General features: G+C 54.8%; 13 protein-coding genes and 1 pseudogene. 5 read left to right on the top strand and 9 right to left on the bottom strand.

The genetic code is table 11. The features are described 5' to 3' along the window. The 5 genes and pseudogenes from DXY29_RS13910 to cysK all read left to right on the top strand — a co-directional run. Nucleotides 1–71: pseudogene (locus DXY29_RS13910) on the top strand (photosystem II protein D2); the annotation flags it as partial. Next, nucleotides 55–1,443, top strand: a complete 1,389-nt coding sequence (psbC, locus tag DXY29_RS00975) for a photosystem II reaction center protein CP43 (protein WP_115022594.1) — start codon at nucleotides 55–57, stop codon at nucleotides 1,441–1,443. The pseudogene DXY29_RS13910 and the gene psbC, both read left to right, overlap by 17 nt. 110 nt (nucleotides 1,444–1,553) lie before the next feature. After that, nucleotides 1,554–2,696: a PLP-dependent aspartate aminotransferase family protein gene (locus DXY29_RS00980; protein WP_115022138.1), complete on the top strand. Its 1,143-nt coding sequence runs from the start codon at nucleotides 1,554–1,556 to the stop codon at nucleotides 2,694–2,696. Continuing rightward, nucleotides 2,693–4,147 (top strand): PLP-dependent transferase, encoded by a 1,455-nt coding sequence (locus tag DXY29_RS00985; protein ID WP_115022139.1) that lies wholly within the window; start codon nucleotides 2,693–2,695, stop codon nucleotides 4,145–4,147. Before DXY29_RS00980 ends, DXY29_RS00985 begins: the two co-directional genes overlap by 4 nt. A gap of 100 nt (nucleotides 4,148–4,247) precedes the next feature. Beyond that, a complete protein-coding gene (cysK, locus tag DXY29_RS00990) occupies nucleotides 4,248–5,234 on the top strand; it encodes a cysteine synthase A (RefSeq protein ID WP_115022595.1) in 987 nt (328 codons plus the stop codon). Nucleotides 5,235–5,281: 47 nt separating this feature from the next. Here the strand turns inward: cysK and queA are convergent, their stop codons facing one another. From queA to DXY29_RS01040, 9 genes are all read right to left on the bottom strand, one after another. Beyond that, complete coding sequence (queA, locus tag DXY29_RS00995; RefSeq protein ID WP_115022141.1) at nucleotides 5,282–6,391, bottom strand: tRNA preQ1(34) S-adenosylmethionine ribosyltransferase-isomerase QueA; 1,110 nt, start codon at nucleotides 6,389–6,391, stop codon at nucleotides 5,282–5,284. Between the two features lie 12 nt (nucleotides 6,392–6,403). Further along, nucleotides 6,404–7,729, bottom strand: a complete 1,326-nt coding sequence (locus tag DXY29_RS01000) for a dihydrolipoamide acetyltransferase family protein (RefSeq protein ID WP_115022142.1) — start codon at nucleotides 7,727–7,729, stop codon at nucleotides 6,404–6,406. A 215-nt stretch (nucleotides 7,730–7,944) separates the two neighbouring features. Next, entirely contained in the window at nucleotides 7,945–8,709 is a 765-nt protein-coding gene (locus tag DXY29_RS01005; RefSeq protein WP_136987696.1) for a sulfotransferase family 2 domain-containing protein, read from the bottom strand. 111 nt (nucleotides 8,710–8,820) lie between these two features. Next, nucleotides 8,821–9,555, bottom strand: coding sequence for a Druantia anti-phage system protein DruA (locus DXY29_RS01010; protein WP_371411055.1), 735 nt, complete (start codon nucleotides 9,553–9,555; stop codon nucleotides 8,821–8,823). A 572-nt stretch (nucleotides 9,556–10,127) separates the two neighbouring features. Further along, entirely contained in the window at nucleotides 10,128–10,325 is a 198-nt protein-coding gene (locus tag DXY29_RS01015) for a hypothetical protein (protein WP_115022148.1), read from the bottom strand. A gap of 787 nt (nucleotides 10,326–11,112) precedes the next feature. Continuing rightward, complete coding sequence (locus DXY29_RS01025) at nucleotides 11,113–11,721, bottom strand: recombinase family protein (RefSeq protein ID WP_115022151.1); 609 nt, start codon at nucleotides 11,719–11,721, stop codon at nucleotides 11,113–11,115. Between the two features lie 377 nt (nucleotides 11,722–12,098). After that, entirely contained in the window at nucleotides 12,099–13,556 is a 1,458-nt protein-coding gene (locus DXY29_RS01030; RefSeq protein ID WP_115022152.1) for a hypothetical protein, read from the bottom strand. A 205-nt stretch (nucleotides 13,557–13,761) separates the two neighbouring features. After that, nucleotides 13,762–14,205, bottom strand: a complete 444-nt coding sequence (locus DXY29_RS01035; RefSeq protein ID WP_115022154.1) for a YlqD family protein — start codon at nucleotides 14,203–14,205, stop codon at nucleotides 13,762–13,764. Between the two features lie 92 nt (nucleotides 14,206–14,297). Continuing rightward, nucleotides 14,298–16,211, bottom strand: a complete 1,914-nt coding sequence (locus DXY29_RS01040; protein ID WP_115022156.1) for an AMP-binding protein — start codon at nucleotides 16,209–16,211, stop codon at nucleotides 14,298–14,300. Nucleotides 16,212–16,213: the final 2 nt, after the last annotated feature.

Genomic DNA, 16,213 nt, shown 5'->3' on the forward strand with positions numbered 1-16,213 from the left:
CACCGGCTGACCAGCCGCACGAAAACTTCGTCTTCCCTGAAGAGGTTCTGCCCCGTGGTAACGCTCTCTAATCCCGGTCTTGGCGCCACTGGCGGCAAAGACCTCTCCTCCACCGGGTATGCCTGGTGGTCTGGAAACGCCCGTCTGATCAACCTGTCAGGCCGTCTGCTTGGTGCCCACGTGGCCCACGCTGGTCTGATGGTGTTCTGGGCCGGCGCAATGATGCTGTTCGAGGTGAGTCACTTCACCTTCGACAAGCCCATGTACGAGCAGGGCTTCATCTGCATGCCCCACGTCGCCACCCTTGGCTATGGCGTGGGACCAGGCGGTGAGGTCACTGATCTCTTCCCCTTCTTCGTGGTCGGTGTTCTGCACCTGATCAGCTCCGCCGTGCTCGGTCTCGGCGGCCTCTATCACGCCCTGCGCGGTCCGGAGATTCTGGAGAACTACTCCTCCTTCTTCTCCCAGGACTGGCGTGACAAGAACCAGATGACCAACATCATTGGTTATCACCTGATCCTTCTGGGCGTCGGCTGCCTGCTGCTGGTCTTCAAGGCCATGTTCTTCGGTGGCGTCTACGACACCTGGGCCCCCGGCGGTGGTGATGTGCGCCTGATCACCAACCCGACTCTCGATCCGGGTGTGATCTTCGGCTACCTGTTCCGTGCCCCCTTCGGAGGCGAAGGCTGGATCATCGGTGTGAACTCCATGGAGGACATCATCGGTGGACACATCTGGCTGGGCCTGACTCTGATCTTCGGTGGTATCTGGCACGCCATCACCAAGCCCTTCGGTTGGGTGCGTCGTGCCTTCATCTGGAACGGTGAGGCCTACCTGAGCTACAGCCTCGGCGCTTTGAGCTTCATGAGCTTCATCGCCTCGGCTTACATCTGGTTCAACAACACCGCCTATCCCTCCGAGTTCTGGGGCCCCACAAACGCTGAGGCTTCCCAAGCTCAGAGTTTCACCTTCCTGGTGCGTGACCAGCGCCTCGGCGCCAACATCGGTTCCGCCATGGGCCCCACCGGCCTTGGTAAGTACCTGATGCGCTCACCAACGGGTGAAATCATCTTCGGTGGTGAAACCATGCGCTTCTGGGACTTCCGTGGTCCCTGGCTGGAGCCCCTGCGTGGCCCCAACGGTCTCAGCCTCGACAAGCTGCAGAACGACATTCAGCCCTGGCAGGTGCGCCGTGCCGCTGAATACATGACGCACGCCCCCAACGCCTCCCTGAACTCCGTGGGCGGCATCATCACCGAGCCCAACTCGGTGAACTACGTGAACCTCCGCCAGTGGCTGGGTGCAGCGCAGTTCGTGCTCGCCTTCTTCTTCCTGGTTGGTCACCTCTGGCACGCAGGCCGCGCTCGCGCTGCTGCTGCTGGCTTCGAGAAAGGTATCGACCGCAAGGCTGAGCCTGTCCTGGGCATGCCCGATCTCGACTGATCCACCGGTTCAATCCAAACGATCGTCAAATAACCCCCGCCTCACGGTGGGGGTTTTTTATTGGGCGGGGCGAGGCGATTTCTTAGCCTGTTCGGATCGACGGATCGTCCGTGAACACAGGTCTGAACACCCGCGTGATCCACCACGGCGACAGCTACGCGGACGACACCGGCACGGTGATGCCGCCAATCTTTCCCACCAGCACCTTCGCCCATGGCAACCCCGGTGGGTTTGATTACACCCGTTCCGGCAACCCCAACTTCCGCATCCTCGATGGCGTGCTCGCCTCGGTCGAGGGCTGCGCCCACGCCACCGTCTTCGCTTCCGGCGTCAGCGCTATTACCGCTGTGGTCTCCCAGCTGAAACAGGGCGATCTGGTGCTGTGCGAAGAGAACCTCTACGGCTGCACCGTGCGTCTGTTCGAACAGGTCTTCGCCAAGTTCGGGCTGAAAACCGCATGGGTGGACTTCACCCAGCCGGAAGCGCTGGAGGAGATCCAATCCCGCAAGCCCGCAATGGTGTGGCTAGAGAGTCCCACCAACCCGCTGCTCAAGGTGATCGACCTGGAGGCGGTCTGCGCCATCACCCAAACCCTTGGGATCCCCGTGGTGGTGGACAACACCTTTGCCACCGCCCTCGTTCAGCGCCCGCTGGATCTGGGCGCCACCCTCTCGCTCACCAGCACCACCAAATACATCAACGGCCACTCCGATGCCCTCGGCGGAGCCGTGTGCACCAACGACCCCGACTGGCACCAGAAGATGGTGTTCTCCCAGAAGGCTCTGGGCCTGCAACCCTCCCCCTTCGACTGCTGGCTGATCACCCGCGGCATCAAGACCCTGCCGCTGCGGCTCAAGCAGCAGATGGCCAATGCCGCTGCTCTCGCCGATCAACTGGCCCAGCACCCAGCGGTGAACTGGGTGCGCTACCCCCACCGCAGTGATCACCCTCAACATCAGGTGGCGACCCGTCAGATGACAGCCGGCGGCGCAATCGTCACCGCGAGCTTCAATGCCAGCCAGGAGCAGACCTATGCCCTCTGCAAGCAGCTGCGCTGGTTCACGATGGCAGAAAGTCTGGGCGGCATCGAAAGCCTGATTTGCCACCCTGCCACCATGACCCACGCCGCCGTGTCGGCTGAGATGAAAGCAAAGCTGGGCATTGACGATGGCCTGGTGCGCTTCTCGGTGGGCTGTGAAGACCTCGCCGATCTGCAGGCTGACCTGCAACAGGCCCTGGAGCTGCTGGCGTGAGTGCCCGCAACCTGCTCAGCGATCCGGCCTGGCAGGGCTGCGATCTTGGCCATCCTCTGCCGGACTCACCCCATGCGGTGTCCGTCGCGCTGCCGCGCTGGCGTGATGTGGTTGCCTACGAAGAGAACGATCCGGCCTGCCGCGATGCACTGAAGACCGTCTATCCCCGCTTCGGGCTGCATCCACTGATCCGACAACTCACTCAACCGTCCGAGATTGCGGGCAGCACGATCTGGCCCTACCCCACGGCGGCAGCAGCCCAGGCGGCCCTGGCCCACTGCCGCCGCAAGGCACCAGACAGCCATTCGGAGCTGATTGCTATCGCGAGCGTCTCCTGCCTGCGCAGCGATGCATCGGCCACTCCCCACGCCAAAGCGTTCTGGCAGCACACCGGCCTTGGGCTGTCGTCCCGCCAGGCCGCGATCGCCCTGGATCAGGAAGCGCCTCCCACAAGCGAAGACGGCGAAGCGGCACGGCGTGCCATTCGACAACGCCTAGCCGACATCCACGACGTAGGGCCTGACCACATCAGCCTTCATCCCTCCGGCATGGCGGGGCTCCATGCAGCCCTCACTGCGGTGCAAAACCTGCGGCCAGGACGCAGCACACTGCAACTGGGCTTTCCTTACGTGGATGTGTTGAAGCAACCGCGGGTGGTCTTCCACGGCGGAGACCTGCTTCAACCGCAAGACCTGGCGGACGTTGAAGCAGCGCTGGATCAACTGGAGCCTGCCGCCGTGATTGTGGAGCTTCCCAGCAACCCGCTCCTGCGCTGTGTTGATCTGCGTGCCATATCGGCCTTGGCCCGCGTCCGCGGCATCCCTGTGATCGCCGACGACACGATTGGCACCGGAATCAACCTCAATGCCTTGCCCTATGCGGATCTGATCTTCACCTCCTTAACCAAAAGCTTTGCTGGGCGTGGTGATGTGATGGCTGGCAGCTTGTTGGTGAGTCCCCAGTCACCCTGGGCCAGAACATTGCTCAGCGCCTGCACGACGGTGGCTGGTCTCGGCGATGCCGATGCCATTGCCTTGGAGGAAGCCAGCCGAGACGTAAAGGAACGGGCACCAAAGCTGGATGCCCACGCGCTCCTTCTCGCCGAACGGCTGGAAACCCATCCAGCCGTCGAACGGGTGCTTCATCCCAAAGACTGCCCCAATTTTCGAGCTCTGATGCGCAGCGGAGCGGGCTATGGCTGCCTGCTCTCGTTCGAACTGAAGCAAGGTCGTCAGCAAGCGCAGGTGGTGTACGACGCTCTAAGCGTCAGTAAAGGGCCCAGTCTTGGCACCAATTTCACCTTGGCTTGCCCCTACACCCAGCTTGCCCACTACGACGAACTGGCCTGGGCCGAGCGCTGTGGCGTCGCCGCTGATTTACTCAGGGTGTCGGTGGGTTTAGAAGACCCTGACGAACTTTGGATGCGCTTTCAGCGAGCCTTGGATAGCTAAGAGTCCGGTGAGACTCTGAAAAAGCCCTTAACAACGGAGGGGGGAGCCGCTCAACATCATTAGTTTGTTTTCTTCGGGCCCCTCCTACAGCAGCAGCTCAATGTCCCGCATTTACGACGACAACAGCCAGGCCATCGGCAACACCCCGCTGGTGAAGCTGAACAACGTCACCAAGAATTGCAAGGCCACCGTGCTGGCCAAAATCGAGGGGCGCAACCCCGCGTACAGCGTCAAGTGCCGGATCGGCGCCAACATGATCTGGGACGCTGAAAAAAGCGGAAAGCTCACCAAAGGCAAGGTGATTGTTGAACCCACCTCCGGCAACACCGGCATCGCTCTGGCCTTCACTGCGGCTGCCCGGGGTTACAAGCTGATCCTGACGATGCCTGAATCGATGTCGATCGAGCGTCGTCGGGTCATGGCGGTTCTCGGTGCCGAACTGATCCTCACGGAAGCCGCCAAGGGCATGCCTGGCGCCATCGCCAAGGCCAAAGAAATCGCCGATAGCGACCCGGCCAAATACTTCATGCCTGGTCAATTCGACAATCCCGCCAACCCTGAAATCCACTTCAAGACCACTGGTCCGGAGATCTGGAACGATTGCGATGGCGCCATCGATGTTCTGGTGGCAGGTGTCGGCACGGGCGGCACAATCACCGGCGTCTCCCGCTACATCAAAAATGAAGCCGGAAAAGCCATCGAATCTGTGGCCGTCGAACCGACCAACAGTCCGGTGATCACCCAGACCATGAACGGTGAGGACGTCAAGCCCGGTCCCCACAAGATTCAAGGCATCGGCGCCGGCTTCATCCCCAAAAACCTCGATCTTTCCGTGGTCGACAAGGTGGAGCAGGTGACCAACGAGGAATCCGTCGCGATGGCCCTGCGCTTAGCCCAAGAGGAAGGGCTGCTGGTCGGCATCTCCTGCGGTGCTGCCGCCGCTGCAGCGATTCGTCTGGCCGAGAAAGATGAGTATGCCGGCAAAACCATCGTGGTGGTGCTGCCTGACCTGGCTGAGCGTTACCTCTCGTCTGTGATGTTCGCTGAGGTGCCGACCGGCATCATCGAGCAACCGGTGTCTGTCTGAGTTCACTCCGCAACACAAGCACCAGCCCCGTCAAGGACGGGGCTTTTTTATTGGGTTGCCAAGCCAGTGGGCGCTGCATGGGGCTGCACCGCTGCAGCATCAATCCACATGGCATCGCCATAGGAGAAAAAGCGATAGTTCCTCTCAATCGCTTCCGCATACAGCTTCAACAAGGTTTCCCGGCCGATGAGGGCACTCACCAACAGAAGCAAAGAGCTTTTGGGCAGATGAAAGTTGGTGAGCAAGGCTTGAATCACCTTGAACTGATAGCCGGGCTGAATCACCAGATCAACCGGCCCCGTATACGGCATCAGAACGCCGCCATGGGCCTGAGCGGCTCCCTCCAGAGCACGAACACTCGTGGTGCCCACGGCAATCACGCGACCTCGACAAGCCTGCACCGCTTTCACCACAGCGGGGCTGACATCGACCCATTCGCTGTGAAGCTCCAACGCGGTGAGATCTTCCGTTTCGACGGGACGAAAGGTGCCAAGGCCCACATGAAGGGTGATCCGGGCCAGGTCAACCCCTTTCTGCTGCAAGGCCTCCAAGAGCTCATCGCTGAAGTGCAGTCCAGCCGTCGGCGCAGCCACAGCCCCGGGACGATCGGCATAGCGAGTCTGATAACGCTGGCTGTCACTGGGATCCTGCCATTCGATATAAGGCGGTAGAGGCACTTCGCCCACTTCATTCAGCAAACCCTCAATCGTTTCGGCATCCCTGCAATCACTTGGGAACTGAACCACCCGTCCACCGCTCGCTGGATCTTCAGCGAGCACCTTCAGACAGATCGAGGTTCCCTCAATCGTGAGGCTGTCGCCTGGCCGCATGCGCTTGGCGGGGCGCGCCAGACACAGCCAGCGTCCCTCCCCACGCGGCTCAAGCACCAGCAATTCAGACAGCCCACCCCCTGAACGACGCACCGCCAGTCGCGCCTTCAGCACCCGGGTGTCATTCACCACCAGCAGATCTCCGGGCCGCAGCTGCTCGAGCAGATCCCACACCGTGCCGTGAGTTGCTTCCGTTGATGGCTCACCCTGGGGGGGAACCATCAACAACCGAGCGCTGTGACGGGGCTCGACCGGTGCCTGGGCGATGCGCTCTGGCGGTAGCGGGTAGTCGTAGCTGCTGAGTTGATGGTCCCTGGGGTCAGGCACGCGAACGACCGATCAGAGCGCCAAGCTCTCCGGGCGGGTCTCGATCAGTTCAGCGAGATCCTTCAGGAATGCAGCGCCATCGGCGCCGTAAATCACCCGGTGATCCGCCGTCAGGTTGACCTGCATCTGACGCTTGACGGCGATGGACCCGTCTTTGCCCGCCACCACCGTGGGCCGTGAGGCTGCAACAGCAAGGATGGCTCCCGTGCCTGGGGGAAGGATCGCGTCGAAGCGATCAACCCCGAACATGCCGAGATTGGAGAGGGTGAAGGTTCCCGTGGAATATTCCTCGGGCTGCAACTGCTTACTGCGTGAGCGCTTGACCAGATCGCCCCACTGACGCGACATCTCATAGAGGTCGGTGCGATCAGCGTTGCGCAGCACAGGTGTGATCAAGCCACCATCTTCCATCGCGACAGCCACGGCGACGTTGACCTCAGCGGGATAGGCCATTCCAGCCGCGGTCGTGGCGGCATTCACCTGAGGGTGACGCGCCAAGGTGACGGCCACCGCCTTGGCAAGCAACGCCGTCATCGTGACGCCCTTCGGCTTCACCTGTTTGTAAAAGGCATCCAGCTTGTCGGTGGTGATGGCGTAGCCGACGCGGAAGCAGGGAACCGCCAGGCTCGCCTCCATGTTTTTGTTCACCGCACCCTGCAGGGTGTTGAAGGCCACGGTCTCGCCGGGCCGACCAAAGCTGTTTCCAGCGGACGCAGCAGGGGCCGAGGGTGCAGCCGCAGGCTGACCCGTAGCCGCAGGAGCGGAACCCTCCGCCACACGCGGGACAGAGATGGGCTGTCCAGAGGCTTGTTCGACGTCTTCGGCCTGAATCCGGCCATGGGGCCCGCTGCCACGCACCGTGGCCAAATCCACACCCATCTGGGACGCGAGCTTTTTGGCCCGGGGGCTCGCCACGATGCGGCCATCGTTCACAACCGGCGCCGACGGAGCAGGGGCGGCGATAGGTGCTGGAGCTGGAGCAGGAGTCGGAGCTGAAGCCTGAACCGCAGCTGGTGTGGGAGCCGGTGCCGGTGCAGGGGCTGGTGCAGCCGCAGGGGCGCTGGGAGCCTTGGCCTGCGCTTCAGCAATCTCTGCTTCGGTTTCGACAATCAGACCGATGGTTTCGCCTACCGGTGCCGTGCTGCCGGCCGGCATCAAGACGGCGGCGAGATAACCGTCCTGAAACGACTCAACGTCCATATCTGCTTTGTCGGACTCAACGACAAGGACGGACTCACCCCGAGCCACCTTGTCGCCGGGCTGTTTCAGCCATTCCACGATCTTCCCCTCCGTCATGGTGGAGCTGAGGGCAGGCATGAAGATGTCTGTGGTTGCCATTCAGTCCTAATTGCAGGGGATCTGGGGGTGCTGTCCAACTGTTTGTCCAACAGTTGTCCAACTCATTCGACGACTCTAAGGCGCGAAAGACCCCCATCCTGCAGTAATGACAGGCGGATTCAGGTCTTTCCTCGTATGACCTCAAACACGATGCAAAGTGGATTGATCAACACCAAGTTTCTTCTCTGGCAGAGATCTTTTGATAGAAAACAAGATTACTCCGCAGAATTTCGCACGAAACGCAAGACTTTCCTCCTCAACTTTTCAAAAGGTGATTGTCGATTCTCTTCATAGTATTTATCCCTTACTTCATCAGGAGAAACAGAAGCAAGTTGATGAATTTCAAATTCACGTTTAAGGCAAATTTTGAGTCTTTGCATTAATTCATCGCTTATTTTTTTAGGGTCACCACTCAAAGGGATTGATTTGTTTAGCGTTTCCAAACAAATTTGCTTGCCACATCTTTCCGACAGAAACTCCTCCGCCTCATTGATTTTTTCTATTGCAAACACTTTTTCGCAAATTAACTCTCGGTCGTTATATATGTAACCAACTTGAGATCTGACAAATGCATGAGGCTTCATAGACAAACCCTCACGGAGTTCAATAACATCTTGAACGTAATTTTCAAAAGAGATACCTATAGTACTTTGTGGTGTTCCCTTTGCTTTCTCACCCTGTTTATACTTCCAGTGCGAATAAAGACGATCAAAAGGGTCTCTAACTATGCAGAAAACAGTAAAGTCAAGATCTGGGTAAGTTGAATTTACAATAGGCATTACCCCCTCCTTCAAGAACTTTGCATCGATATGTTTCGGAAGACCAAAAGGTGGCGAAGGGAAATTCTTGGGACTCATTATTGGTTCGCATTGGCGCAGAAAACTTTCAAGAGAACTGCTTCCGCATTTAGGATTAGCAAGAAAGATGGTTTGCAGAGATGGGTTTACAAACATATCTCTAAATAATTGCAATTGTATCACACACCAGATTCCGAGGAAAAACTCACAAGAATCGACAAAATATTTCCTTAATAATACTATTCCGCTTTCGATAAAATGATTGACTAATTATTTTATCGCAATAATCATCTGTCAAGAACCTCCTCGTATGACATCAAGCACGATGTCCAACGGATCACTCAACATCTGATCTCGTCTCTTGCATAAATCTCTTTTGAGATCAAGATCGTTCCACGCAGCTGCATAGGAATCACAGAGTTCTCTCCCTTTGATCCGAAGGCAGTAGACCAACTTTTTGGACCGAAGAGTTTTGTCTTTGATCTCACGACCACGAGCATTGGTTTTTCCATATCCACGGGTGATACCAACCATTTCCCAGTTATCAGCGCGATAACAAACACCATTTCTGGTCTTTCCATTCCATAAACGTTCTTCGACGACAAAGGTCTCGAACCCTGCTATCGGAACTCCATATAGTGTTTCCCAGTCCTCCATTATCCGTTTTCTCCAGATAGAAAGAACAATCGTTGCTAGATTTGGTGCGGGATACTCAAGACGAAAAACATTGTTGTTGACGATGCTATTGAGTTGTTGTGTTTTGACTTCCGTCTCCTCCGCAAGACCAAAGAACTCGTCCCGTGCCTGATTGGCAAAGACTGCGGAAGCACCACCAATGATTCCAACGACCTCAGATCCGTAGAAGATCAGGTACTGGAGTTGTTGTCCCATCGTCCCTCTGTCAGGGATGTAGTGGCTGCGACGGAACTTTTGATAGAGGGGGTTACTGCTCTTGACTAGTTCCAACCTCACAAGGTCTCTCTGGGCGACGGGAAGGGGGTCTGGAGGCGAACTAGGTGTCAGTAACACCCTCAAGCAATTTCACGATGCTTCTGCCGCGTCCTGTGCCGTGTTCTCGTCCATACGCATCGAGTGCCTCTATGAACGGTTCAGGCAGAGAGACTTGAATTTGTCTTGCAGGTGGATGTGAACTCTCAACAAACTTCCCGCCTTTGCCACGGTTCTGATGGTCCTTCGAGAGTGGCACGTTACGGACTCATACCAGTCGGTATCCAAACCTATCGTCCAAGTACTCCAGGTGCCATCATCAGTTATCTATTGAAGCAACAATCTTGACACTTATACTTGACAAATATCATTAACCTGAATATAATAAATCTGTAAGGATTCAAGAGAACAATGTGCTTTGAACACTAGAGACTGGATTGATACCAGGAATTTTTTTGAAAATGATGTATTGAGTTGTTCCGATCGTCCGTAACACTTTGTAGGTTGACAGTATCTTTGATTTTAGTTTTACCTGTTACGTCTTATCGAACTTATCTTTGATCAGTTGTTCAATGAGTCTTTCGTAGTTCTGACTAGGCAAACTCATCTTTTTAATCAGTTCTCTCGCTAGCACTTCTGATTTATCTGAAAGTCTAACTGTTTTCATCTTCGATCTCCCTGTAAACCTGTTTTAGTTCTGCTTCAAGTAGTTTCATTCTTTGTTTGTCGATCTCTTTCATCAGAAACGACACTTGATTATTCTTCTCTTCAAAATCACCATGACAGATTTCATCTAGTTTGTTGTAGAGGTAATCAATCTTTTTTCTTGTAGCGGTAGTTTCGTCTTTCACAGTGCCGCTTTCAATGCGTAATACTTCTCTCTGACTAGATTCTTGTGCAGTTGAGAATAGTTGTACCCGTAATGATCCATCAGGGAACCTTCCATCAATGACAGTCTTTCAATCTCCTGTTCCTGATAAGAAACCATTTTTTTATTGGGTTGCTGCTTTGTTGGTGTCATGTTGATTCTTTCTAGATGATTGATGTAGATAAGTTTTTAGGAAAAACATAAGTGGCGATAACAAATCACCTAAGACAACAAGAGGAGTCATATTAAAATCACCCTTTTGTTGTCTACTAGTTATACGATTGAAGTGACTTCAACGTTTTGGCGGTAACTCTAAGCAGGACTCTTAATAAATTTCTGAACAATACTATCTATAATAATTCTATCTTCCAGATATAAATACGTCAGAGAACAATCACAAAAGGGATTGAAATGAGTTGGAACTTTTACACGAATGAATCAATAGAAGAACCCTTTGTTCATGATGTTGGTCGTTTCATGAATGCCATAGAGAATCCCAGGAAATTCAATGGCAGAGTCGTTTACCAAAAAGGTGAGTGTCCAGTCTGCAAAAGGAAGACAGCAGTGTTGGAATTCTCACCTCGAACAAACACCTGGATGATGGCGTGTCCTGTTCAGGTCTGTGGTCTCCGAACAATGACGTTGCACAAGGCAATCAAGAGTTACTTTCCGACCCTCCAGGAGGACTGGAGACGTGCGAGATGGACTCCAACGTATTCAGGAGACTGGTTACCGATCAGGAACAGAAAGAGGTCAGTGCCAGAGGGTGATCAAGAAACAGAGACAGGTTCATGTGTTTGAACGATGCGTTGCACCATCGATCGACTCATACCCATTGATCTAGCGATCGTTCCATATCCCTCACCAGCAGTACGTTTTTTCATCACCTCTGCTGCTTGATGTTCGGTATAGGTCTTTTTCCGACCGAATTTCACCCCACGGGACTTAGCGACTTCCCTGCCTTCAGCGGTTCTGGATTTGATCTGATCCAGTTCCTGAGATGCCGCATACCCCAGGACCGACACGATGAGCATCGTGATTTCCTTTGGCATCGCAGTGGTATCAAGACGTTTGTCGAGAGTCCTGATATGGATCCCACGTTCTAACAGGTTGCTTACCTCGTTCACCATCCCCAGGAAAGAACGAGATAAACGGGAGAGTTCAGAGATCACCAGTGTGTCTCCCTCGACCATCTCGTCTAAGCAACGACGTAGTTCAGGACGGGTGTTCCAGTCACTAGTCCCTGTGATCTTGTCTCCATAGATCCGTTCGCAACCTGCACGTTCTAAGGCGAGCACCTGTCTCTCCTGATCTTGTAGGTCGGTGCTACACCTCCACACTCCAAAAACAGTCATTGCATGGGTGTCTGTATCGGACATTTTAATACTGCATTCCGATACAGTCACTTCTCTGTTGGCACGGTTAACAAGGTGGTGTATTGGAAATCAAAAAAATCGATACAGGATCCCAATGGTTTGAACGTTCCCAACCGACTCATATGAGTCGGTTTCAAGACGACTCGGATGACCACTCTTTTGTCCACACCAGAGAGGCGACTAGAAGACCCCCAGATAGGAATTCCAGATAGGAATTCCAGCCGCGTCCAAGACCTATGGGTTTTGTCCTCCTACTGCCTTCTCTGTCCCTCCTCTGTCTCCTCCTGAGGCGATATCCCCCTACTGATCGATGGAGTGATGACCTCATTGATCTGTGTCAGAGAAACACTCCCTGAAAAGAGGATCAGGAAGAACAAAGACTATTCTTCAGTTTGTAGTTGGTCTTCTGGTTTCAAAGTCTTCTTGTGCATTCCAAGTTCATCAATATTCAATAAATTATTGATCCGATAGTAGGTACTCTCAATTTCCGACTCGGAAGTACCACAATTGTCAGCAATAACTCTTATGCGAGTGTCATTCAAAAGATTGTGTGTGATATGTGTTGAACGCAATGAGTACAAAGTGAATCGACTGTGATCAGTAGGTTTTGTTTGTCCTTTGTAGAAATCCGTCAAAGCAGTACGAACAAGTTCCTCGTACTTTTTTCTGATCGTCTCTGAACTATAAACTCCGACTTCCCATCGGACTTCATCCAACTTTCCTTCTACCTCGAACTTCTTGATGCTTCTCTTGTCTTCCTTATTCATGGTATGGAAAAGGGGATTCAAGAATAGACATGTGTCTTTATTCGATTGTGGTAGTAATGGAATTTCCCCTTGAAATCTCCAACGATAATTTGTGATCTCTCCGCTAGCAACAATCAAGTTATGTTCTTCGATTTGTTTGTTTCTCAATTTGATGCCTTTATTCAAATGCGATTTCACAGAGTTCAACCAATGACCATTCATCACAACAGTTCTCTTACCTCTTTTCGTCAGAGGACTTACGCGGACTAAACCCTTTAACTTGCCGTCAGGCATCTTTCTAGTTTCGAGATCACCCAAACGCAACGTCATCGCTTCGTGAGGACGACCACCAAAGTGATACATAAAAAATATCCAGTTGTAGATCCAACGTCTCCTCCACTTCTTCAGTTCATCATCACCCTCTTTAATTTTCACCCATTCATTAAGAGCAGACTTCAGTGCTTCCCACTCTTCTGGCATGAAAGCAGGATTGGCATCCTCACGGAACTCTTTTCTATTCCGAAGTTTTTTAATGAAGGAGAATTCATTAGCATCAAGAATACTCTTCTTGACCATCCAACCCAAGAGTTCATTCAATGTCGAGAGATCGGAATTAATCGTGGAGACAGATAAACCTGCTGTAGCAGAATTCCATTTCCCCTTTGTCTCAACTTTTCTGTAGTAAAGACCATACTCTTCAAAACTTTCACGTTTAATATCGCCAATATTCAAAACACCAACCTTTGTGGCGTAAGGAATTATCCTTTGGCGAATACGTTGAGAATATGATTTAACAGCACTCTCTTTAATCTCACCGATATCCGCTTGTTCCAGTTTCCATTTCAAAAACTCTTCACAGACAGTGGCGAAACGATACTTTTTATTTTTGGAACGAAGTGGTTGATTGATTGTCGTTGCATAAACATCAAGTGCTTTGTCGTGAGCAATCTTGAGATCTGTTGTACCTAATGAAATGTTGCTGTACTTCTTGTTCCCTCTTGGAATGCGAAGCGTCAAATACTCACGATCGGCATAAGCGACGATGTGTGCCCGTCCGTTCAACGTTTCCTCTTTGAACTGGATCTTGGGCATCAGGGGAAGTGTCCAACTTCCTGCCAAACCACTCAGCAGAAAGCACCGCAGGCACTAAGTGTACCCACGGTGCGTTTCAATGTCCAACCACTGTCCAACTGCATAAACCCTTGCGAACACTGACACTAGGAAATGTCTGTGGTTGCCAAAACCGTCTCCGAAGGGGCAGATCAGGGGAGTTTACGAGTCAGCAGAAGGAAGCCGATCAGGCCTCCTCGATCGACTGAACAACGCCGTCCTTCACAACGATGGCCACCTGCATCTTCTGAACCAGGTTGTCGCCGACCTTGAGCTCACACGTGCTCTCCAGCTGCCCCTGCTCAACGATCTGATCCATGTCCAGTTCACGGACCTGGGCCTGCTGCTGAAGCAAGTTGCGCTTCTGCTCCTCCAGTTCGGCACGCTTGGCCGCCACCTGCTGTTGAATCTGCGCAACCTGGTCCTGCACACGGGGATCCAGCGGATTGGCGCTCTGACGACGCACCTGATCCACGACGTCCTGACCCTCCTGTTCCAGCTGCGCCAGCTGCTGGTCGGCAGTCGCAATACCGCTGCTGAGCTCGCGCTCTGCTTCCTCTTTCCAGGTGGGCGTCACCACGGCTCGGACGGTGATCGGACGCTTGATCGTCAAGGAGGTGCCGTCGGACATGGATTCTTGGGAGACGGCCAAAGCGTGTCAGCACTTCCGCGTGTGGTCAATCACCGGTAAACCGACCGCCTCACAAGCGTCTTAAGCCGCGTTCAACGTCCGTAGAGAGCATCGATCAAGTGCTGATCGCGGCTGGTGATGCGATCACGACGCTGCTTCAGGGTCTGGGTCAAAAGTCCGTTCTCGATGCTGAAGAGACTCACCAGCACCACCCCGGTCAAGCGCTCATCTCCCCGAGATCCAGCCCTCTGCTTCAGCAACCTGTTGCATTCGCGCATCAAGAGTTTGAGCAGGGCCGGTTCTCCAGGCTGGCCGCCCAGATCTTGAGCAACGGTCACTCCGGCTTCTGCCGCCCAGGCAAGGATCGCCTCCTCACGAGGCACGATCAAAGCACCGAGCTGGCGTTCGTCCTGACCCACCAACATCACCTGCTCGATGAGGGGGCTGGCCATCAAGGCCTCTTCCAACGGGCCTGGCTCGATGTTCTCGCCACTGCTCAACACGATGGTGTCCTTGGCCCTACCGGTGAGTGCTACGGAACCATCCGGCAGGAGCATGCCCAGATCACCGGTGTCGAACCAACCCTCTGCATCAAGAACTTTGGCACTGGCCTCAGGCTTCCCGAGATAACCCGCCATCACCTGGGGACCCCGCACCATCACCCGACCCCGTTGCCGGAAGCCCAAAGGCTGACCGTTGTCGGGATCCACAATTCGGAATTCGGTCTGTGGCATGGGTAGCCCCGAACTGCCACGAATGTTGCGCCAAGGCCTCCTACAACTCACCACAGGGCTGGTTTCCGTAAGGCCGTAACCCACCAACAGTTCAATCCCCACGGCTTCAAAGAACGCATCGATGTGAGGAGCGATGGCACCGCCACCGCTGATCGGATAGGCAAGCTGACCACCACTGAGCTGGCGCCGCAGCTTGGGCCAGATCAGGGCCGAAGCCAGAGCATGCATGGGCCAGCGCAGCGCAGCAGAACCGAAGGCACGCAACCGTCCGGAGGCTGAAACCGGATCGAGCAGGAGGTTGCGAGCCGTTCGCATGGCGTTGCGCTGGGCAGCACTGTTGGCCAACGCCGCCCGAAGCAAGCGCTGTCGAGACGGAGGGAAGGTCTTGAGCACATCCTCAAATCCGGCTTGAACTGCCTCCCACAGCCGGGGGACGGTGGCCATCGCAATCGGCCGGACCCGCGGCAGATCCTTCTTCAGTTGCTTGATGGTTGTGTAGGTCTGCGTACAACCGCAGGAGAGAAAGTAGTAGCTGGCGCTGCGCTCGTAGGCATGCCAGATGGGCAGCACACTCAGCACCGGAGCACCGGGCTCGGGATAGGCCACGCAAGCCAGTGAGCTCATCTGATGCAGCAGGTTGGCGTGGGTCAATGGGACCCCCTTGGGCTGCCCGGTCGTCCCGGAGGTGTACAAAACAGTTGCGACGGCCTCTCGCCCCCCAGCCGGGCGAACGGGATCACATCCAGCACCCGACGACAGGAACATTTCCCAGCCGATAGTCCCCTCGGCTGGCTCCCCTTCCAGCTGAAGCACAAAGCGCAACAGAGCCCGTTGGTCTGGGGGAAGGTCCAGACGACCCCACACGTCTGCGTTTTGAACAACCAGGGCTGTCGCCTGGCAATCCAGAAGGATGTAACGCAGCTCCTCCACTGGGGCAGAGGCCCCGCGCACAGCATCAGCGGCGCCGGCACGCATCAAGCCTTGATCGGCCACAAGCCAGCGGGGGCTGTTCTCAGCAAAAAGAGCCACCACATCGCCATCGTTCACGCCATGGCGCCGAAATGCAGCGGCAGCGGTGGCGATGCGCGCAGCCAGTTCGCCGAAATTAAAGCTTTCGGGATGAGCCGCATGGGGCGCATCCACGGCAGCAATGCCCCCAAAGCGGTCAGCGAGCCAGGGCCAAACCGCATCAACCCTTGGCAACGTCTGAACATGGGCGTGACGTTGCAGAGCATCCGTCTCGCGGGCTATCGGGCTCCAGCTGGCCGTCATCC

Source organism: Synechococcus sp. UW69, from assembly GCF_900474185.1.
Lineage (GTDB): Bacteria > Cyanobacteriota > Cyanobacteriia > PCC-6307 > Cyanobiaceae > Parasynechococcus.